Genomic DNA, 21,420 nt, shown 5'->3' with positions numbered 1-21,420 from the left:
GAATATGGGGGGACCATCCTCCAAGGCTAAATACTCCCAACTGACCGATAGTGAACCAGTACCGTGAGGGAAAGGCGAAAAGAACCCCGGCGAGGGGAGTGAAATAGAACCTGAAACCGTCTACGTACAAGCAGTAGGAGCCCTTCGAGGGTGACTGCGTACCTTTTGTATAATGGGTCAGCGACTTATATTTTGTAGCAAGGTTAACCGTATAGGGGAGCCGTAGGGAAACCGAGTCTTAACTGGGCGTTTTAGTTGCAAGGTATAGACCCGAAACCGGGCGATCTATCCATGAGCAGGTTGAAGATTGAGTAACATCAATTGGAGGACCGAACCCACATCTGTTGAAAAAGATGGGGATGACTTGTGGATCGGAGTGAAAGGCTAATCAAGCCCGGAGATAGCTGGTTCTCCCCGAAATCTATTTAGGTAGAGCCTCGGACGAATACCACTGGGGGTAGAGCACTGTTTGGGCTAGGGGGTCATCCCGACTTACCAACCCCATGCAAACTCCGAATACCAGTGAGTACTATCCGGGAGACACACGGCGGGTGCTAACGTCCGTCGTGAAGAGGGAAACAACCCAGACCGCCAGCTAAGGTCCCAAAGTCATGGCTAAGTGGGAAACGATGTGGGAAGGCTCAGACAGCTAGGAGGTTGGCTTAGAAGCAGCCATCCTTTAAAGAAAGCGTAATAGCTCACTAGTCGAGTCGGCCTGCGCGGAAGATGTAACGGGGCTAAGCCATGCACCGAAGCTGCGGCAGCAACGATGTTGCTGGGTAGGGGAGCGTTCTGTAAGCCGTTGAAGGTGTGTTGAGAAGCATGCTGGAGGTATCAGAAGTGCGAATGCTGACATGAGTAACGATAATGGGGGTGAAAAACCCCCACGCCGGAAGACCAAGGTTTCCTATCCCATGCTAATCAGGGTAGGGTAAGTCGGCCCCTAAGGCGAGGCCGAGAGGCGTAGTCGATGGGAATCAGGTTAATATTCCTGAACCGACATGTACTGCGATGGGGGGACGGAGAAGGCTAGGCAAGCCGGGTGTTGGTTATCCCGGTGAAAGTATGTAGGTTGGTTGCTTAGGAAAATCCGGGCGACTAAGACTGAGATACGAGACGAGCATCCACGGATGCGAAGTTGTTGATGCCCTGCTTCCAGGAAAAGCCTCTAAGCTTCAGGTACATGTTGACCGTACCCGAAACCGACACAGGTGGTCAGGTAGAGAATACTAAGGCGCTTGAGAGAACTCGGGTGAAGGAACTAGGCAAAATAGTACCGTAACTTCGGGAGAAGGTACGCCAGAGCTAGTGAACCCCTTGCGGGGGGAGCTGGAGCTGGCCGCAGTGACCAGGTGGCTGGGACTGTTTATTAAAAACACAGCACTCTGCAAAATCGAAAGATGACGTATAGGGTGTGACACCTGCCCGGTGCCGGAAGGTTAATTGATGGGGTTAGCGTAAGCGAAGCTCTTGATCGAAGCCCCGGTAAACGGCGGCCGTAACTATAACGGTCCTAAGGTAGCGAAATTCCTTGTCGGGTAAGTTCCGACCTGCACGAATGGTGTAACCATGGCCACGCTGTCTCCACCCGAGACTCAGTGAAATTGAAATCGCCGTGAAGATGCGGTGTACCCGCGGCTAGACGGAAAGACCCCGTGAACCTTTACTACAGCTTGGCACTGAACATTGAACCTCCATGTGTAGGATAGGTGGGAGGCTATGAAGCGTTGGCGCTAGTTGACGTGGAGCCATCCTTGAAATACCACCCTTGTATGTTTGATGTTCTAACTTAGGTCCCTTATCGGGATCGAGGACAGTGCCTGGTGGGTAGTTTGACTGGGGCGGTCTCCTCCCAAAGAGTAACGGAGGAGCACGAAGGTTGGCTAAGTACGGTCGGACATCGTACGGTTAGTGTAATGGCACAAGCCAGCTTAACTGCGAGACAGACACGTCGAGCAGGTGCGAAAGCAGGTCATAGTGATCCGGTGGTTCTGAATGGAAGGGCCATCGCTCAACGGATAAAAGGTACTCCGGGGATAACAGGCTGATACCGCCCAAGAGTTCATATCGACGGCGGTGTTTGGCACCTCGATGTCGGCTCATCACATCCTGGGGCTGTAGTCGGTCCCAAGGGTATGGCTGTTCGCCATTTAAAGTGGTACGCGAGCTGGGTTTAGAACGTCGTGAGACAGTTCGGTCCCTATCTGCCGTGGGCGTTTGAGAGTTGAGAGGGGTTGCTCCTAGTACGAGAGGACCGGAGTGAACGAACCTCTGGTGTTCGGGTTGTCACGCCAGTGGCACTGCCCGGTAGCTATGTTCGGAATCGATAACCGCTGAAAGCATCTAAGCGGGAAGCGAGCCTCAAGATAAGCTCTCACTGACATGTAATTGTCCTGAAGGGTTGTTGGAGACTACAACGTTGATAGGCGGGGTGTGGAAGCGTAGTAATGCGTTGAGCTAACCCGTACTAATTGCCCGTGAGGCTTAACCATACAACACCGAAGGTGTTTATGGCTGTGAGCCAAGGCACAAGTTCGAGCTTTTACCAAAGAATGGCTCTGTAGAGTGGTTCATTACCGTATTGAAGAAACAATCAGCGCGTTTATATTGTTTAACAGTTTTGCCTGGCGGCCATAGCGAAGTGGAACCACCTGATCCATTCCGAACTCAGTAGTGAAACGCTTCAGCGCCGATGGTAGTGTGGGGCTTCCCCATGTGAGAGTAGGACACTGCCAGGCTTCAAATACGACGAGACCCCGAGCTAACGCTCGGGGTTTTTTCGTTTAAGAACCCCAAAAAGCGTTATTGGTTAGTCGTTATTGGTTATTCGAAAAAGCCAACCCCACCACGAATAACGAATAACGAGTAACGAATAACGCTGTTCGCGCTTGCTCTACTTCTCGATGGTGTAAAAGATATCACCACCTTGCGCTTCACTACTTGCCGTAGTCTCAATAATAAGCTTCTCAGATAACAAATAGCGCACTAAAAAAGTATTGGTATCTTCAAACAAACCCACGCCATACTTCACATAAAGCTTAGGAGAAAGATACTTCCCAATGTAAAAAGAGGTGTCGTTAGGATTCATTGTTGAGTCAATGCCAAACTCATCAAACCCGAAGGTGTCTTGTAACGATTCACCAATAAAGTCAGTGCCTTTGGAACCGAGTAAAATAAGCGCCTGTAGCTGAAGGTTCTCATTGCCGGCCGTGGCAGCTCCAGATCCACGTCCAAGAATCAAGTAGGATAAGACTTCGCTGTCAGGCATCGCGGGGGTTGAGTACAAACGAAAATCTGGCTCTTGCAGGGTGCCACTTACCTGAGCTCCAACGCGCACATCTTCGGTTGCTAACATGTTTTCTGATGAACGTTCCACACGTAAATCTAATCCAGGGTTATCAATAGGCCCACCGTTGTAGATTAACGATCCGCGGTCAATCTCTAAGCGTTGACCGTAGATTTCATAGAAACCTTTGTTGACCGAGATATTGCCACTGGCCGTTAAAGCACGTGTTGGTGTTTCACGTAGTCGTAAACTACCGCCTAATTCACCTTCAAAGCCAAAGCCAGAAACTTTAATATCGTCACCAAGAGTTACCCGAATATCAGCGTAAATTGGATAGAGCGTTGTTTGCTGTTCTCGTATCGGCTCTCCATTTTTGTAAACCTGAACATCACTAGATGCGGTAACTCCGGTTTCAGCAAGTTCAGGTTGATCAATGCGTATAAATGGAACCTTAACCTCACCGGATACATCAATACGCTCATCAATTAATGTAATTTTAAGATCGGGACTAATATCTATGGTTGCCGTTGGTATTTGAATTGCTCTGAACTGTTCACCTTTAATGTTCAATTCGAGTTCTGGCTTTAACGGTTCTAATAACCCCGCAATACTGATCCAACCTTGACCAGATTGTGCTTGTCCGTCCAACGTAATGCCATTATCAATAGTCGGTGTATCGAAAGCAGCAATTCGTACATCGGTAAGTAGTAAGCCACTTTGAGCGAAGCCTATCTCCTGTGCCGCTAACTCAACTGACCCGGTAATGTCGGGCGCTTGAGTGCTTCCTTTTATATTAATTTGTGCAAGCGCATGCGCATTTTCGTAACGAAGGTCTGGCAGCACCCACTGCAATACGGTCAGATCACGTAACTCCATGATGATATCGCCATTAAGGTCTGCAGCGCCGGTAATTTTACTGACGGTTAAATCACCGATAACTAGGCCTTTATCTTCTTCAAGCTCCGCCGTGATAGAAGTTTCGAGACGGTCTAAGTTTCCTTGCCAATCTATTTGCCAATATTTAAAGCGTGTGGATATCTCTTCATCAAGCGCAAATAAGATGGTACGTTCGCTGCGAAGTGCACCCTCAGTTTCTATCAAGGTCCAAGTGTTAGTATTGTAGCTAATCGTGCTATTTAAACTCGCTAATCCCCAAATTCGTTCGGCGACATCTGACTCTCGGAATCTGTTGAGTAATGCCAAAGGTAGATTTTGGCCTGTAACTTCTGTGGTTTGTATTGAATTAGCAGCGGATGTATCAAGGCATAGGTTAGCCGGTGCACGTCTTGTATTGGCTGTAAAGCATAGAGATGTTACCGATGTTGCGAGTGGCTCTTTTATCGGAATCGAGATTAATCCCTGATCTGTATTCGTCCAGTTTCCAAAATCACGATGATTAAGTGCGATTTCTTTCACTTGTATATTAAGACGCTCAGTCATATTTCCGGATAGAGCGAGTGTAGCCTCTAGGTCACCAGAGAAGTAATCGCTTATAGCTAATGTTGATAAATCAGGCACATTTAAAGATAGAGTTAATGGCGTCGTTTCAGTCATTTCGCCATTTAATTTAATTTTGTTGTCACCCCAGTTAATCACTAAGTTTTCAGCAGACAAACGGTTCTTAGTATAGGTAAGTTCGCCTAGCGCCCGAAACTCTTTGTCGACAATATCACTGGGTTGTTTCAGTACCTGTTCAAGTTGCGCTGTCAGCGAATGAATCGATGCTTTCACTGCAAGTTCTGAAGCCCAATCTATGGTCGATGTAACGTCTGCATTTATCGCATCAGAGGTGATTTTTGCATGTTCAACCGTTAAGTGAGTTGCACTGCCGTCACCGGAAAACTTAACGAACGCCGGCAGTGTGTCATTATAAGTGGCGTCGATATCTAGGTTGTGTTGAAAAGACTCAAGACTACCCTCAATGGTACCAACAACCTTGTTGATGCTAAGTGGCAGACCTATCGCCTCTGTCGGTATCGCTAAATTGCTACTGGTCAATGCACCCCTTAATTCAACCGCACTTAAATTTTCACGGATTGCCAAATAATTATTAACAACACCATTAAATGTGACATCACCTTGCTTATTACCAATACCCGAAAGTACAAAGTTTTTAACTGCTGCTTGCTGATTATCGATGGTCGCTTCGAGTGTCAAAGTTGAGTTATTGAGCCAGCTATACCATGGCGAATCAGTCGGTAAAATAATCGGTAGTAATGGTGCGGTCGAGAGTTTATTAATGGCGATCTCAGCCAACCATGAAGGGGCTTTGGTGAGTGTATCTTTTACTTGCAAGTAGACACTGTGACTATCAGTTTGTGGTGGTACTGTGAACGTCGACAGCGCATCAAGGTTGTTGATAGTTCCACGAATACGGCTTTTACCAGTAACGCCTTCAATCGTTGATTTCGCTATTGGGTTGCTGACTTGCCAAGTTAACTCGAAATTCATCGGATAGTCATGTTGTGTTGTAACCGAACCCGTCATTGAGGTGGTTATCCGCTGATAATCGATAGTGAGTTGTTTGATGCTGACTTTTGAATCACGCCAATCAAAGCGACTATCAATATTGGGTAGTTGGTGGCGAGCATCATTCAAAACTAAGGTGTTCGTATGGGCGCTAAAGTCGTCAACAATAAAGGCAATAGGGAGCTTTATTTGTGGTAATTCGATCGCATCCGATGAGGTAGAAGTCGCATCTGTTGTCGTCATTTCAAAAAGAAACGACCGGCTTTCAATTTTCTTAAATACAATCGCCCGATCTATCAGTTGCGAAGGCTGCCACTCAAGCGTTAATGACTCAATACGCATCTGCCATGGCGCTTTTTGTATCTTGAGATTTGTTAGCGTCAATTGACTGACTAAATTACCGTCTAATGAATCGAATTCTAAATCAATACCAGCTAACCGTGCCGACTGTTCAATGACAAACTGTGAGCCGGTTGAGGTCATGACTAATACAGCAAAAGTGCTGGGTATCAGCACAAATAACGCAATAATTGTCCAAGCTAGATATTTAATAAACTTCATAGATCAGGACCCAGCGTTAAGTGAAGTCGCCAAGGTTTGCTTGGTTCATCTAATGCCATTGCTAAATCAAGTCGGACTGGGCCAATGGGCGAAACCCAACGAAAACCAAACCCTACCGTTTGTTTCAACCGTTCATCCCAGTGCATCATGCTATTCCCGATATCGGTAAATAATGCCACGCGCCAATTCGGCTTGAATGAGTAATCGACCTCAACTGAGCTTGCGGTCATATATTTTCCACCGACGACGACACCATCTGCATTTTCTGGGCCTAATTGTTGATAGGCATAACCTCGGACACTATGATCACCGCCAGCGAAAAATCGCAGAGTTGGGCCAAGCGATTCAAAATTGTCTGCTCGTAACGCGCCAACTTCACTACGAAGCAAAATACGCCATTCTTCATTGATTCGATGAATCCATTTTGCGCCAACTTTAATCGAGGCAAAAGTAGTATCGGCTAGCGCGGTTTCATGAGCACCTTGTAACATGATTGATACCCGATAACCGTCATCGATAATGTTTCGATTCTCGGGTAAATTTGAACTTTCGATCAAGCTCCATTCAATTGATGGAATCAGAAAGCTTGATGATTCAGTCGGTTCGTCACCAAATGCAAAGTCTTCACGTTGATAAGCGAGTTGATAGGTACGGTGCCAGCGATCATAGTGACGAAGATCTTTAAATGATGTGCGATACAGCGTTGAACGTTGTTCTTCGAATGAACGGTCCGTAATTTCGCCATTAAAGCTATATGAATCTCGGGCTGGGTTATTGCCTGGAATAATATAGCTAACAAAACCAGTATTCTGAACTTCAGATAATCGAATAACACTACTTAACCGATGTCCTCGATCATTAACCCAACGCCGATCAAAACCCAATGTAATGCGGGCACCGGTGTCGGTACCATAACCTAAACCAACTTGATATCGGTCTCGTTCATTTGGAGTAAGTGCGACATCTATTGGAACACGATTGTCTTCAGTATTTTGCCACTGAGGTGATACTTCAACTCGATTAAAATAGTCACTACCGGCTAGATCAACCTGCAAGTCTAGTAAGTTCCGTGTGTTAAAAGGCTCGCCAGATCTATATTGAACGAACCTTTCTAGCAACGGGGCGCCAAGAAATGCACAACAAAAGGTTGTATCGCCAAATAAATAACGTTCGCCAGAATCAAATACTAGCGAAACATTAGCAACTTGCTGAGTCGTTTCTACTTTGACGGTGTGTTCTGTAAATGATGCATCATAATAACCTCGCTCTGCTGCTAGATTTCTGAGATTGGCTTTGAATCTCTCATAGGCGACATGATTAAAGACTTGTCCAGAATAAGGCTTTTGTGTCTGAAGTAATTTCTGAAAGGCTGAGTCATTTTGTGCGTTTCCAACGAGTTGAATATCGACACGATCGTAAGTTGTCACCGGCCCAATATCGACGATATAGCGCACGGTCCAAATATCTTCGTTTTCATCAATTTCACTGGTTACATTGGCGTTATAAAAACCAAAAGGCTCTAATGCGTTGCGTATTTCTTGTTCACCGATTCTGGTGAGATATCGAACTCGAAAAATCGAAGGAACGGTTTCACCTTCAAGTGTTTTTAGGCTGAGAAAAATACGTGCGTTTGAAAGCAATTCGCCTTCAATGCCATCAATCTTGATTGCCAATTTGGCATCAGGCGGCTGCCATGTAGTCTGCGAAATGACTGGCAGACTAAACAACATAAGAAAGAGAGCAAGCAATCCTTGCACAACGCGTACACTCATAAAGCAGAAATACCTTTCAGTAAGTGTTTAATAAAATTTAGTATAACACCGCACTTTGCGATAAGTGGTGAAAAATCCCGCAGTCAACAATCTGTAGCGCATAAATCGCTTGCCTGTGCGAGATTGGGCAGTATAATTCAGACCTTGATTGCAGGGGTGTAGTTCCAATTGGTAGAACAGCGGTCTCCAAAACCGACGGTTGGGGGTTCGAATCCCTCCACCCCTGCCATTTCCTTTCAAGATCTTCCTAAAAGAAGGCGTTTGGGCTAGGCTAAGCGCATGACAAAAAATATCTTCAATAAATCTCAAAAAAATGCTCTCGCAGCACTCGGTTTGCCGTTGTGGCAGAAGCGCGCGTATTTGACGGACGCTAATTTGGCAACACCCAATTCGACGACAAAAAGCTTGGATGAGAAGCAGCCCTCAGCGGAGTTATCTCACGGTTACCGTCTAGGTCCGTGGCTTTTATTATTTGCTGAGCGTCTTCCAGTTAATCATCCACAATGGCTGGTTGATTTCGCACTGGCCTTAGGTCAAGCCTCATCTGCGGTTATCGCTGAGGTACCTAGCGCCAGTAAAGAGCAGTGGGATAAAGCTTTTATTGTCACGTTTAACGTCGGAATTCAAGAAACGATTCCGGCAATGGTGAAAGCCAAGCTCTGGAACCAAATTCAACAGAACGCCTCATGATTACCGCAACTTCAATTGTTGAACTAAAGACCTGGATGCCTGAAATAGCTGCAATTGAAACTAAAACAAACCAACTTCCTTGGCCGATAGAGACATTAAAATCGTGTTTTTCGCATGGCTATCAAAATTTTGGGGTGTACAGCAATGAAACTCAGCAGTTATTGGGGTTTATAATTGTTCATCAGCCAATACCGGATGAGTGGACGATTATGAATGTCGTTGTTTCATCAGCGTTTCAGCGACAAGGATTGGGTGAGAAACTCGTTGGCTATGTTTGCGCTCTAGCGGTAGCCAATAATGCGAGTGTATTTCTTGAAGTTCGCGAATCAAACCAACCAGCGATTGATCTCTACACGAAGCTCAGCTTTAAAAATCTTGGGCGTCGCAAGGCGTATTATCCAACGGCATCGGGTGGGCGTGAAGATGCCATTGTTATGCAGCGCTCTACTACTAACGAGGTGTCTGATTAATCAGCAAACGTTGGACAAAATTTGCTTCGAAGTAGCTGCATAAATTGCATTGTGTCAGGGTCATTGATTGAATAATAAATGGTTTGTGCCTGTTTGCGAAACTTCACTAGACCTTGCTCACGCAACACGGCTAAATGTTGAGAGAATGCTGATGGGCTGAGCGGGAAATGCTTATTTAATTCACCGACACTTTTTTCGCCACCAGCAAGATGACACAAAATTTGTAAACGGTGTTCATTGGCGATGGAGCGTAAAAATGCCGCAGCATTTTGTGCTTCACCAGTTTGCATTTCAGCATCCATCAGCATGCTCATAGCGTTTCTCTCTTTATTTCTGCAGCGCTAACTCGCGCTCGGTTTTTAAATTAAATACTTTCTTTAGAAAAATACTGGCAGGACAAAAGCCAGTGAACGATTGTTGGAATAAATTAGCACCAACAAACACAGTTAACCATACCCAACTCGGATGGACCCAAACGGTCAAGGCGACAGATAATAACACCATAAAGCCGGCAAAGGCAGTCAAAGCTTTTTCTACACTCATGAGAACCTCCTTAATTTAGGAACTACTAAAATAATATAGCTCTAATTTTCTATTTCGGAAAGTGATCATGGTCATTAATTTAGTAAAATCTAAATTAACCTCCCCCTTTTGGTGTACTTGGATTCACGCCAATATCGGGGTAAGCTTTACTGCCATACACTAATGTAACGTCTTATGAGTATTGAACAAGCAGAAATTAATTCGATCAAGGCTCTAGCACAAGCGTCGGCAGAACATGCTTATGCACCTTACAGCCAATTCAAAGTTGGCGCAGTTTTGGTGACTGATACGGGCGACGTTGTCCGTGGTTGCAATGTCGAAAATGTCTCCTATGGATTATCGAACTGTGCCGAGCGCACGGCGATATTCACTGCCATTGCGCAAGGTATTAATCCTAAAACAATTAAGCAAGTCGTTATCTACACACCGAGCGATCAAGTCTATTCACCTTGTGGCGCGTGTCGCCAAGTTCTAGCTGAGTTTTTGAGTGCCGATACGCCCGTCATTTCAACTTGTGACAATGGTTTTGAACAATGGACGGTTGCCTCATTATTACCGAATGCTTTCCATTTTGATATCAACGAATATAGAAATAGCAAATGATGACAATGAAAGACGCCGCGCAGCGCGCAATTCAATTGATGGACTTAACCTCTCTGAATAATGACGATTCGGTAGAAACTATTTCGAAGCTGTGTGCGGCTGCAAAAACCGATTTTGGATCGCCTGCTGCAATTTGTGTTTATCCAGAAATGGTTGTGTGGAGCAAACTTGAACTCTCACGACTTGGTCTGAACTCGGTAAAAGTTGCCACCGTAACCAATTTCCCGGAAGGTTCTGAGAATGTTGATAGAGCTCAAGCTGAAACTGAGCGAGCCGTTGCAGCCGGAGCTGACGAAGTTGATGTGGTATTTCCCTATAAAGCACTTATTGGCGGTGATTCGCAAGTTGGCTTTAACTTGGTAAAAGCTTGTAAAGCCGCATGTGCGGAAAAAGCCAAGTTAAAAGTGATTATAGAAAGTGGCGAACTGAAAACAGCTGAGTTGATTCGCCAGGCAAGTGAAATTGCGATTGCTGCTGGAGCTGATTTCATCAAAACATCAACTGGCAAAGTGCCAGTGAATGCAACGTTAGAAGCTACTGAAATAATGCTCAAAGCCATACAAAACAGTGGCGCACAATGCGGGTTTAAGGCTGCCGGCGGTGTTCGTACCGCTGAAGATGCAGCAAAGTATCTCGAGCTTGCAGCATCCATTATGGGGGCGCAGTGGGTCTGTGCAGATAACTTCCGATTTGGTGCGAGCAGCTTACTTGGCAATTTACTTAACACCTTGAGTGACGCCGAAGCAGTGGAAAAGGACGGCTACTAATGTATTTACCGCAAGAAATTATCCGCATTAAACGCGATGGTGGCGTATTAAGCGACGAACAAATTCGATTTTTCGTCAATGGAATTACCACCGGTTCTATTTCAGAAAGCCAAATATCAGCATTGGCAATGGCGGTTTATTTTCAGGGGATGAATGCCGATGAACGCGTGGCTTTGACATTGGCAATGCGTGACTCTGGAACTGTCCTTGATTGGCGGGCAATGAAACTTGATGGGCCAGTGTTAGACAAGCACTCTACCGGTGGTGTCGGCGATGTCGTGAGCTTAATGCTTGGCCCGATTGTTGCTGCCTGCGGCGGTTACGTGCCAATGATTTCCGGCCGAGGTCTTGGTCATACAGGTGGTACACTCGATAAAATGGATTCGATACCAGGTTATCAAACAGTACCGACCCTTGATGAGTTTCGTCGTGTCGTTAAAAGCACCGGTGTTGCGATTATCGGGCAAACCGGTGATCTAGCTCCAGCGGATAAGCGCTTTTATGCTACCCGCGATATTACGGCGACGGTTGAATCTGTCCCCCTTATAACAGCATCAATTCTGTCTAAGAAATTGGCCGCAGGCCTTGAGAGCCTAGTACTTGACGTGAAAGTCGGTAATGGCGCGGTGATGCAGAATGTTGAGCAGGCTACCGAGTTGGCGAATAGTCTCGTGACTGTAGCGAATGGTGCTGGTTTGCCGACATCGGCAATATTGACTGATATGAATGAAGTGTTGGCGAAATCTGCCGGCAACGCAATTGAGGTTCGTGAAGCAATACGATATCTCACTGGCGATTATCAGGCGCCTCGGTTACACGAAGTCACCGTGGCACTTTGCGCGGAAATGCTTGTTCTAGGTGGCCTTGCTGATACCGAAGAGCTTGCTCGTGAAAAGGTTCTCAAAGCCCTCAATAGCGGTGCAGCTGCTGAACGGTTCGCTAAAATGGTGACAGAACTTGGCGGTCCTGGAGATTTACTAAGAAATTATGCCAATCACTTACCATTGGCACCTGTTGCTAAACCTGTATTTTTGCCAACTTCAGGCTATGTTACTCATATCGATACCCGCGCAGTGGGAATGGCGGTCGTCGCACTTGGCGGGGGTAGACAGCGAAGCTCAGATGAACTCGATTTTGGCGTAGGTTTAGATGCGATTGTCGGGCTGAATGACTTTGTTGATCAGCAAGCACCAATCGCTATGCTCTATGCGCGAGACGAAGCTTCGTGGGAAAGTGCAGCTGAACGTTTGCGTCGCGCCGTGACGGTTGCTAATGAAGCAACGGGCGACAATGTTGTCATTCATCAGTACATCCGTAACTAGTCCATTCGCACATCGAATATTCGCCACAAGAGGTTAATTACATGTCCCGTGCCATTATTGTCGTGCTAGATTCATTCGGTATTGGTGCAGCTGCCGATGCTGATAAATTCGGTGATGAAGGTGCGGACACATTCGGCCATATCGCGGCCGAGGCTGCAGCGGGGCGCGCAGACAATGGGCGCTCTGGACCTCTTGAAATACCGAACTTGATTAAATTAGGCTTAGCCGAAGCTTATTATGGTGCGACTGGCGAACAGCCTGCTGGAATTGAGCCTGCAGATGAAATTATCGGAAGTTTTGGTTGGGCGCAGGAGTTGTCGTCGGGGAAAGACACGCCTTCGGGTCATTGGGAAATGGCAGGGGTGCCAGTTTTATTCGACTGGGGATACTTTTTAGAGCCAACCAACTCGTTCCCGCAAGAATTACTCGACAAAATTGTTGAAGAGGCCAATTTGCCGGGGTATTTAGGTAACTGCCATGCCTCAGGAACCACAATTATTGCTGAGCTGGGCGAAGAGCATATGCGCACCGGTAAGCCCATTTTTTATACTTCAGCAGACTCGGTATTTCAAATTGCCTGTCATGAAGAGAGTTTTGGATTAGATAAGCTTTATCAATTGTGCGAGAGCGTACGACGACTACTTGAACCATACAATGTTGGTCGAGTCATCGCACGTCCGTTTGTCGGCGATAAAAGCTCGAATTTCAAACGTACCGGAAATCGACGCGATTATGCGGTGCCACCGCCAGAGTTAACCGTGCTAGACCGATTGGTTAACGATGGTGGTGAAGTAATTAGTATAGGGAAAATAGCCGATATTTTCGCGCATCAAGGAATCACCAAAAAATACAAAGCAACAGGTATTCCGGCTTTGGTTGATGCGACAATTGAACAAATTCAAAAAGCACCGGAACACTCGATAATTTTCACCAACTTAGTTGATTTTGACAGCGATTATGGCCATCGACGTGATGTGAGTGGCTATGCGGCAGCACTTGAGCAATTTGATCAACTGCTACCAGCGCTAATGTCATCTCTGCAACCAGACGACATGTTAATTTTGACTGCCGATCATGGTTGCGACCCGACTTGGCCGGGCACCGATCACACCCGCGAATATGTTCCGGTTCTTGCGTATGGGAGAAATATTGAACCTGGCTCAATGGGCCGACGAGAGAGCTTTGCTGATATTGGTCAATCGATTGCAGCGTGGTTAGGGTTACCATTAATGAATTATGGTCAATCCTTCTTAACTAAGTAGCTAAAACTATGACAACACCTCATATCAACGCACCTGAAGGTGCTTTTGCCGAACTGTGTTTATTGCCCGGCGACCCGTTACGCGCCAAGTTTATTGCGGAGCAATTTTTGGAAAACGCACAGTGTGTTACCGATGTTCGTAACATGTTGGGCTTCACGGGTACCTACAAAGGGCAACCCGTGTCCGTTATGGGTACCGGCATGGGTATTCCATCTTGTTCTATTTACGCCACCGAATTGATCCGCCATTACGGCGTGTCGAAGCTCGTTCGTGTCGGCAGTTGTGGCGCAGTTATGCCAGATATTCAGTTACACGATATTATCTTGGCGCAAGGCGCATGTACCGATTCTGGCGTCAATCGGCAACGCTTCAACAACTTTGACTTCGCCGCCATTGCTGACTTCGAGTTATTGCGTCAAGTAGTGAGTCACGCAGAAAGCACGTCAATAGATGTTCGCGTAGGCAACGTATTTTCGGCTGATTTATTTTATCAGGCAGATCCCGCACTGCGGCAACGATTCCAACAAATGGGCATCTTGGGCGTCGAAATGGAAGCAGCTGGGCTATATGGTGTTGCGGCTGAACACGGTGTTGCAGCCCTGACAGTACTGACGGTTTCGGATCATATTGTTCGAGGCGAGGCATTGAGCTCTGATGAACGCCAATTAGGTTTTCATGCCATGGTTGAATTGGCCCTTGATGCCCTTATTTAATTGTTAAAAAAACAATTAAATCATAAATAAAACTAATTAATACTCCTCTTTCATACTATCAGTAATAGAGGGTTTAACCTAAAAGTGGTAGCCCTCGTTTACTCCTTCATTTCACTCGTAAAAGCCCGTCAATTCGCTAATCTATAGTCATCAAACAAAGACTTCGAATAGGGGTATTACGATGACTAACATGAATAAATTCAAATCAGGCATTTTTGCAGCAGCTTCAATTTTTGCTCTTTTCTCCGCAGGCGCACAAGCCGATGCAGGTGAAGCGGTTTACAAGAAAAATTGTATGGCATGTCACCAGGCCAATGGCCAAGGTATGGCAGCTGTATTCCCTCCTTTGGCGGGTAACTCAAACATTACTGATAAGCCAGCCTACATTGCTGAAACTATCGTGAAAGGTAAGTCAGGGAAAGTCACCGTCAATGGTGCTGAATACAACGGCATGATGCCGCCGATGGCTTATTTGTCAGATGCTGACATTGCTGCGGTAGTTAATTACGTCAACAGAAAATTCGCAAGCGGAAGCAAAGAAGTTTCAGCCGCTGAAGTTAAAGCAGTGCGTTAAGAATTAAATTCAATACATTGGAGTATTATTATGAAAACCTTCATTAAAAGTGCAGTTGCAAGTGCCTTACTCGTCTCTTTTGCAGGCTTACCTGTTATCGCCGAAGCAAACGTACCGTTGAAACATGACAGTGAGTACGTCATTGACGGCAAAATTTACGGTATGCCAAAAGCCAAAATTTATCGTGATGATTACAACGGTCCAGCGGTAGTCGGCGACTATGTGACCATGGTTCCGCATTTAGCTGAACTCGATTACAAAGGTAACAAGGAACACGAAGTTCGTATGGACGTGTTTTCACAGAAAGTTGAAGTAGCGCCGGGTGTTAGCTACAACGCATGGACTTTCGGTGGTAGCGTACCAGGTCCGGTACTTCACGTACGTGAAGGCGACCGCGTGGTGTTCAAAATGAAGAACCGTTCAACTGAAGAAGTTGTGATTACTAAACCATTCAAAGGTGCTTCACCTTACTTTGATCAAATTGCAGCGAACCAATTACAGAAGCATCAACCGGTTGTTGCACCAATGCCACACTCTATGGATTTCCATAGCGGTACTGTCGCAGCGAATGACAAGTGGGCGACTATCGCTCCGGGCGAAACTATCGAATTTGAATGGATTGCGAACTATGCCGGTACTTACATGTATCACTGCGGTACTTCAAGCGTTCTGATGCACACTGCAATGGGTCAATATGGTGCTGTGGTTGTATCGCCAAAAGAAGGTTACCCAACTGATAAAGAAGTTGACCAAGAGTACGTGATTGTTCAATCAGAGATGTACCTTGAGCAAATGGGCGAAGACTATATTTACGACCACTCTGCAGCATTAGCGCGCGACCCAAGTCACGTTGTATTCAACGGTCACGTTTCAGCTTTGAGCGAGAACCCATTGAAGTCTAATGCAGGTGACCGTGTGCGTATTCACTTCTTGAATGCAGGCCCGTCAGGCACTTCAAGCTTCCACGTTATCGGTGCAATTTTCGATAAAGTATGGGCCGAAGGTGACCCACGTAATACTTGGTATGGCATGCAGACTGTGTTGCTTGGTGCGAGTAGCAGTGCAACTGTTGAATTCATTGTTCCAGAAGAAGGTGTTTACAAACTGGTAGACCATGAGTTTGCAGATGCTGAGCGCGGTGCCGCTGGCGCGTTATACGCAGGCCCTCGTAAGAAATAAGTCAACAGGAGTTGATTATGTATAAGTGGCTGAGTGTTTTGAGTATGGTGGTGGCTGCGCAAGCAGCCGCCGAGCCGGTCATCATTCCCGCTGGTGAATATAAGCCTGCGGTACTACTTGATGAAACCGTTGAGGTTGTGGTGATGCCTGCGTTCAAGCTAGATGCAGCACCAGTCACTTATGCGCAATATCTGGAGTTTGTATCGGAAAACGAGAAATGGCAACGCGATAACATTGCCGCGATTTTCCATGACGGAAATTATTTGAAGAGTTGGCCTGGCAATGAAGAACTACCGGCGGGCTTTGAGAGTAAGGCCGTCACACAAGTATCTTGGTTTGCGGCGCGTGCTTACTGTGATGCACAAAGCGGACGCTTACCAACACTCGATGAATGGGAATACGCATCGAATTATTATTTGCAGCAACAAAACTTGAGCGACAAAGAATACGCACAGATGTTGTTTGCACGAAACAGCAACCCAACGGCCTATAGCAAGCAAGACGTGGATGCGAATATCGAACATCTTGAATACATGCACAACCGTGTGAACGAGTGGGTTGAAGATTATCAGTTGTTGCTAACAAATGGTGACAACAATGATTTACTCGCCGGCTCTTGCGGCGACAGCGCAAGATTTATGGCTGATTTTGGTGATGCGAGCTACGCAACGTTTTTTCGGTATCAATCGCGTAGCAACTATCGCCCACAAAGCACAACCAGCACTTTAGGCTTCCGCTGTGCTTACGATATGGAGAAATGATCATGAAAAACTTAATCTTTGCTTTATCCGTCATGCTTTTGGGTTCTGGTGTCGCTGTGGCACAAGATCACAGTCAACATAATCATCATGATCATAAGAATCACACAACGTTCAAGGCTGAACCGGTAAATAAAGAGCATTCTATTTATCATTTAGATGGTGAGTGGCAAGCACATACTGGCGAGTCATTAACGCTAGCAAATTTCCAAGGCCAGCCGGTCGTTATTTCCATGATTTATGGTAGTTGCACCACAGCTTGTCCGGTACTAGTGAACGATGCACGTCGTATTTTTGAGGCTCTGCCAGAAGCCTACAAGCAAGAAGTTAAATTAGTGATGGTCAGTTTTGATGAGGACCGTGACACTCCAGCTGCATTGGCTGAATATGCAAAGAAATACAATTTGGGTGACGACGTTTGGACATTTCTTCATGGTGATGACAACAACATTCGCGCCTTAGCAACGTTGCTAGGCGTTCGTTATCGTAAGCGTTCTGACGGTGATTTTGACCATAGCAACTTGGTTACTGTTCTTGATGTACATGGTCGTGTCGTTGAACGTGTAGAAGGTTTGAATCGACCAGTTGAAGATGCAGTGAATGCACTGGTGAAAATTATTGATGAGAATCATTTGTTGCACCACTAAAACTGCCGACTCTCAATTTGAGTTAATCGTACAAAAGTGCCGCGAATTCGGTTAGAATTCGCGGCACTTTCGTATTTATTGTCTTTATATTGACTTATCCATTAGGAAAAAGAGTTCAGCATGTCAGATCTGGCCAAAGCTATCGCCAAAGAAGTCGCCAAGCGACGTACGTTCGCTATTATCTCGCACCCTGATGCGGGTAAAACGACCATTACTGAAAAAGTATTGTTACACGGACAAAAGCTACAAAAAGCTGGAACTGTGAAAGGCAAGAAATCGGGTCAGCATGCGAAATCTGACTGGATGGAAATGGAAAAAGAGCGGGGGATCTCGGTCACGACATCGGTGATGCAATTCCCGTATCGCAATGCCTTGGTCAACTTGCTTGATACCCCAGGTCACGAAGACTTTTCCGAAGATACCTACCGCACACTAACGGCGGTCGACTCTTGCCTTATGGTGATTGACGGCGCGAAAGGTGTCGAAGACCGCACCATTAAACTCATGGAAGTAACACGTCTGCGTGATACACCAATCATCACCTTTATGAACAAACTCGACCGTGATATCCGCGATCCGTTGGAATTATTGGATGAAGTTGAGAATGTTTTGAATATTATGTGTGCGCCAATTACTTGGCCAATCGGTTCTGGCAAAAACTTTAAGGGGGTCTATCACCTCCTTAATGACGAGGTGATTTTTTACAAAACCGGTCAGGGTCATCGCATTCAAGAGTTGGATGTCATTAAAGGTTTAGATAACCCTGAGCTGGATTCACGCATTGGCGACTTTGCAGACGAATTGCGGATGCAAATTGAATTGGTGAAAGGGGCTTCGAATAGTTTTGACCTTGAGATGTTTTTAGCTGGTGAATTAACGCCTGTCTATTTCGGTACGGCATTAGGTAACTTTGGTGTTGACCATATGCTGGATGGTCTTGTGGATTGGGCGCCAACACCGCTTTCGCGCGAAACCGATGATGGCAAAGCAATTCCGGCAACTCACCCAGATTTTTCTGGCTTCGTTTTCAAAATTCAGGCGAACATGGATCCGAAACACCGCGACCGTGTGGCATTCATGCGTATCGTTTCAGGTAAGTATGAAAAGGGCATGAAGATGCATCAAGTGCGAATTGGTAAAGACGTTCGTATTGCTGATGCGTTAACCTTTTTGGCCGGTGATCGTGAGCAAGTTGAAGAGGCTTATCCTGGCGACATTATTGGTTTACACAACCACGGTACCATTCAAATTGGTGATACCTTTACCGGTGGTGAGCAGTTTAAGTTCAGTGGTATTCCGAACTTTGCGCCGGAGCTTTTCCGTCGTATTCGCTTAAAAGATCCGTTGAAGCAAAAGCAGTTGCTCAAAGGTTTGGTACAGCTGTCCGAAGAAGGTGCAGTACAGGTTTTCCGCCCACTTAGTAACAATGATTTAATTGTTGGCGCTGTGGGTGTGTTGCAGTTTGATGTGGTTGTTCATCGATTGAAGTCCGAATATAACGTCGATGCAGTTTACGAGAGTATCAACGTTGCGACGGCGCGTTGGGTTAGTTGCAGCGATGCAAAGAAACTCGACGATTTTCGCCGTAAAGCAGAATCAAACCTTGCCCTCGATGGTGGTGACAATTTAACTTATATTGCACCGACCATGGTGAATTTGAGTTTGGCTACCGAGCGCTATCCAGATATCGTCTTTAGTCATACGCGGGAGCACTAAACAACAGCCCAATAGGAGGCGTCGTGAAATTATTTGATAGTCACTGTCATATTAATTTTGACGCCTTTCAACACGACCGAAAAGCCGTGATGCAACAAGCTGCGCAGCAGGCTGTAAAGCGACTTTTCGTTCCTGGTGTCACCCGTCAATTAAGCATTGATAAACGCTGGATCAACGATTGTCCGCCGATAGAAATTATCGAAGGATACGGACTGCATCCTTATTTTATTGATCAACACCAAGCCTCCGACATTGAGTGGTTGGCGCAGCAACTAGATAAATTTCCACACGCAGTGGTGGGAGAAATTGGCTTAGATGCCGAGATTAACGATTACAAAAAGCAAGACGAACTATTCGCTGCCCAAGTTGATTTAGCTGTAGCGTTTAAACGCAGTATTGTTTTACACCATCGAAAAACTCAGCCCGAGTTATTTCGAATTTTAAAGCCTGTGCGAAACAAATTACCGGAGGTTCCCGGTGTCATCCATGCCTTTTCCGGAAGTGCCGAGCAAGCCAATGAGTGGACCAAGCTTGGATTTATGTTAGGGGTTGGGGGAACTATCACGTATTCACGAGCCAATAAAACACGTCAAGCTATTCAGCAAGCCGATATACATCATCTCGTGCTTGAAACTGACGCACCAGATATGCCGTTGACTGGATATCAAGGCCAACGCAACGAACCTGCACAGTGCTATAAGGTATTGAAAGAACTCAGTGCATTACGAGAAGAACCGATAGAGCAGCTGGCGGAGGTGATCTGGAACAACACGTGCCGTTTATTTGGCGAATTTACTCGGTAGTCTCAGAAAGCGGGGAACGTCGGTATCGCCAACGATTAAACGTGATCGCCATGAAAATACCGGCTAGTATTGCAAATCCCAATAAAAATTGACCGTAGAAAGCTAGGTACTCATGGGTTTTAACCGGTGCATCAAGTAGTAATGATTCATCAACGGTCAGCGTTAAGTAACCGATAACACGACCGCCATCAATCACTTCCTCTACCAAAATTAATGCTTGCTCAACTTGATCACTCTCGGCTTGTTGAAGCGATGAGGTAATTGATTGACCATAGCGATTTTGGATTTGTGCTGCCGCAATAAACGGTTTAACTTGCAGTTGATTCACCAATTGTTCAAGGTTGTCGGTATCATCTACTGCTATCCAGTGACGAGCTTCGGCTGCTGCTTGTTCTGCAGTCAAACTCATTAATTGATGGCTGTATGATTGAAACTCTTGCAAACTAGTGGTGTGCATGGCACTCCAAAACTGCTCGATGAGCAATATCAACAGTATCGCGAGCCCGAACCGACGCCCTCGCCGATAGACAAGCTTGAATAGACTGTTAACATGAGCAGGGATTTTTATCATGCGGCAAATATACGTTGAATTGCTGGTGCTTAGCAACCTACTTAACATTTAAGGCGAACCTTTCATGCCCGACTTTTCAAAACCTGGCCTTGTTATTTTTGATATGGATTCGACCCTAATTACTATCGAATGTATTGATGAAATAGCGGCACACGCTGGTTGTAAGGACGAAGTGAGCGCTATTACGGAGAGAGCAATGCGAGGTGAGTTGGATTTCGCCCAAAGCTTGCGGGAGCGAGTTGCAGCGTTGACTGGTGTGACGGCACGGCAGATGAACGCCATATTTGAACCCATTCCATTTACACCTGGCGCCGAAAAACTCGTAAACTGGTTGCAGCAGCATCAATGGCAAGTCGGCGTGGTATCTGGTGGTTTTACTTGGTTTACCGATAAGGTACAAGAGCATTTAGGCCTAAACTTTTTTCACGCGAACTCGCTACTGTGGAACGCTGACCGTTTAACTGGCGAAGTTGCTGAACCAATTGTTGATGCGCAAACAAAAGCGGATTGCCTAGTAAACTGGGCAACGGAGTTAGGCATAGAGAATAGTCAAACGATAGCAATAGGTGACGGTGCAAATGATATTCCAATGCTTGAGGCTGCAGGCTTTGGCATTGCATTTTGCGCGAAGCCGGCGCTTCGAAATGTGGCGGACCTGTGTATCGACACTCCCGATTTGTCCGCTGTGATTGATTATTTTGAACAGCGCTAAAG

At 46.0% G+C, this 21,420-nt stretch carries 19 protein-coding genes, 1 tRNA gene and 2 rRNA genes (1 of these 22 running past the window's edge); 17 read left to right on the top strand and 5 right to left on the bottom strand.

All coding sequences use genetic code 11. From position 1 onward, the window contains the following. A 23S ribosomal RNA gene (locus tag D3795_RS05850) occupies positions 1-2,492 on the top strand; it begins 388 nt to the left of the window's first position. Between the two features lie 131 nt (positions 2,493-2,623). Beyond that, positions 2,624-2,738, top strand: a 5S ribosomal RNA gene (rrf, locus tag D3795_RS05845). Between the two features lie 155 nt (positions 2,739-2,893). Here rrf and D3795_RS05840 read toward each other — a convergent pair. After that, entirely contained in the window at positions 2,894-6,316 is a 3,423-nt protein-coding gene (locus D3795_RS05840; RefSeq protein WP_156267026.1) for a translocation/assembly module TamB domain-containing protein, read from the bottom strand. Continuing rightward, positions 6,313-8,088, bottom strand: coding sequence for an autotransporter assembly complex protein TamA (locus D3795_RS05835; protein ID WP_156267024.1), 1,776 nt, complete (start codon positions 8,086-8,088; stop codon positions 6,313-6,315). Before D3795_RS05835 ends, D3795_RS05840 begins: the two co-directional genes overlap by 4 nt. Before the next feature lie 152 nt (positions 8,089-8,240). Between D3795_RS05835 and D3795_RS05830 the strand changes: the two genes are divergently transcribed. The 3 genes from D3795_RS05830 (at position 8,241) to rimI (ending at position 9,248) form a co-directional block, all read left to right on the top strand. Further along, positions 8,241-8,317: transfer RNA gene (locus D3795_RS05830), tRNA-Trp, on the top strand. 50 nt (positions 8,318-8,367) lie between these two features. After that, a complete protein-coding gene (locus D3795_RS05825) occupies positions 8,368-8,778 on the top strand; it encodes a hypothetical protein (RefSeq protein WP_156267022.1) in 411 nt (136 codons plus the stop codon). Beyond that, complete coding sequence (rimI, locus tag D3795_RS05820) at positions 8,775-9,248, top strand: ribosomal protein S18-alanine N-acetyltransferase (RefSeq protein ID WP_156267021.1); 474 nt, start codon at positions 8,775-8,777, stop codon at positions 9,246-9,248. The genes D3795_RS05825 and rimI overlap by 4 nt, the downstream gene beginning before the upstream one ends. On the opposite strand, the gene D3795_RS05815 is transcribed toward rimI, so the two are convergent. Together D3795_RS05815 and D3795_RS05810 are read right to left on the bottom strand one after the other, a co-directional pair. Next, positions 9,245-9,562 carry an ArsR/SmtB family transcription factor gene (locus D3795_RS05815; protein WP_310942463.1) on the bottom strand — a complete coding sequence of 106 codons (318 nt, stop codon included), beginning with the start codon at positions 9,560-9,562 and terminating at the stop codon, positions 9,245-9,247. The two genes, rimI and D3795_RS05815, sit on opposite strands and share 4 nt — an antisense overlap. Positions 9,563-9,575: 13 nt before the next feature. Further along, entirely contained in the window at positions 9,576-9,791 is a 216-nt protein-coding gene (locus D3795_RS05810; protein ID WP_156267019.1) for a YgaP family membrane protein, read from the bottom strand. Between the two features lie 174 nt (positions 9,792-9,965). Here D3795_RS05810 and D3795_RS05805 point away from each other — a divergent pair, with 174 nt between their 5' ends. The 11 genes from D3795_RS05805 to D3795_RS05755 all read left to right on the top strand — a co-directional run bounded on the left by D3795_RS05805 (position 9,966) and on the right by D3795_RS05755 (position 20,135). Beyond that, positions 9,966-10,394, top strand: a complete 429-nt coding sequence (locus tag D3795_RS05805; RefSeq protein ID WP_156267017.1) for a cytidine deaminase — start codon at positions 9,966-9,968, stop codon at positions 10,392-10,394. Next, positions 10,391-11,161, top strand: coding sequence for a deoxyribose-phosphate aldolase (deoC, locus tag D3795_RS05800; RefSeq protein ID WP_216648971.1), 771 nt, complete (start codon positions 10,391-10,393; stop codon positions 11,159-11,161). The genes D3795_RS05805 and deoC overlap by 4 nt, the downstream gene beginning before the upstream one ends. Continuing rightward, a complete protein-coding gene (gene deoA / locus D3795_RS05795) occupies positions 11,161-12,483 on the top strand; it encodes a thymidine phosphorylase (RefSeq protein WP_156267015.1) in 1,323 nt (440 codons plus the stop codon). Before deoC ends, deoA begins: the two co-directional genes overlap by 1 nt. A gap of 41 nt (positions 12,484-12,524) precedes the next feature. Beyond that, positions 12,525-13,745 (top strand): phosphopentomutase, encoded by a 1,221-nt coding sequence (locus tag D3795_RS05790; RefSeq protein ID WP_156267013.1) that lies wholly within the window; start codon positions 12,525-12,527, stop codon positions 13,743-13,745. An 8-nt stretch (positions 13,746-13,753) separates the two neighbouring features. Further along, positions 13,754-14,458, top strand: coding sequence for a purine-nucleoside phosphorylase (gene deoD, locus D3795_RS05785; protein WP_156267011.1), 705 nt, complete (start codon positions 13,754-13,756; stop codon positions 14,456-14,458). Between the two features lie 181 nt (positions 14,459-14,639). Then, complete coding sequence (locus tag D3795_RS05780) at positions 14,640-15,032, top strand: c-type cytochrome (protein WP_156267009.1); 393 nt, start codon at positions 14,640-14,642, stop codon at positions 15,030-15,032. A 30-nt stretch (positions 15,033-15,062) separates the two neighbouring features. Then, positions 15,063-16,211, top strand: a complete 1,149-nt coding sequence (locus D3795_RS05775) for a multicopper oxidase domain-containing protein (protein ID WP_156267007.1) — start codon at positions 15,063-15,065, stop codon at positions 16,209-16,211. Between the two features lie 17 nt (positions 16,212-16,228). Beyond that, complete coding sequence (locus tag D3795_RS05770; RefSeq protein ID WP_310942464.1) at positions 16,229-16,972, top strand: formylglycine-generating enzyme family protein; 744 nt, start codon at positions 16,229-16,231, stop codon at positions 16,970-16,972. Positions 16,973-16,974: 2 nt separating this feature from the next. Continuing rightward, complete coding sequence (locus D3795_RS05765) at positions 16,975-17,616, top strand: SCO family protein (RefSeq protein WP_156267005.1); 642 nt, start codon at positions 16,975-16,977, stop codon at positions 17,614-17,616. 120 nt (positions 17,617-17,736) lie between these two features. Beyond that, positions 17,737-19,332, top strand: coding sequence for a peptide chain release factor 3 (prfC, locus tag D3795_RS05760; RefSeq protein WP_156267004.1), 1,596 nt, complete (start codon positions 17,737-17,739; stop codon positions 19,330-19,332). Positions 19,333-19,355: 23 nt separating this feature from the next. Next, on the top strand, positions 19,356-20,135 hold the full coding sequence (locus tag D3795_RS05755; RefSeq protein WP_156267003.1) for a TatD family hydrolase: 780 nt from the start codon (positions 19,356-19,358) through the stop codon (positions 20,133-20,135). On the opposite strand, the gene D3795_RS05750 is transcribed toward D3795_RS05755, so the two are convergent. Continuing rightward, complete coding sequence (locus D3795_RS05750; protein WP_156267001.1) at positions 20,125-20,592, bottom strand: hypothetical protein; 468 nt, start codon at positions 20,590-20,592, stop codon at positions 20,125-20,127. The two genes, D3795_RS05755 and D3795_RS05750, sit on opposite strands and share 11 nt — an antisense overlap. Before the next feature lie 178 nt (positions 20,593-20,770). Between D3795_RS05750 and serB the strand changes: the two genes are divergently transcribed. Next, positions 20,771-21,418: a phosphoserine phosphatase SerB gene (gene serB, locus D3795_RS05745; RefSeq protein ID WP_156266999.1), complete on the top strand. Its 648-nt coding sequence runs from the start codon at positions 20,771-20,773 to the stop codon at positions 21,416-21,418. Positions 21,419-21,420: the final 2 nt, after the last annotated feature.

The organism is Pseudidiomarina andamanensis, from assembly GCF_009734345.1.
GTDB classification, from domain to species: Bacteria; Pseudomonadota; Gammaproteobacteria; order Enterobacterales; family Alteromonadaceae; genus Pseudidiomarina; species Pseudidiomarina andamanensis.
This window is presented reverse-complemented; position numbering and strand designations above follow the sequence as displayed.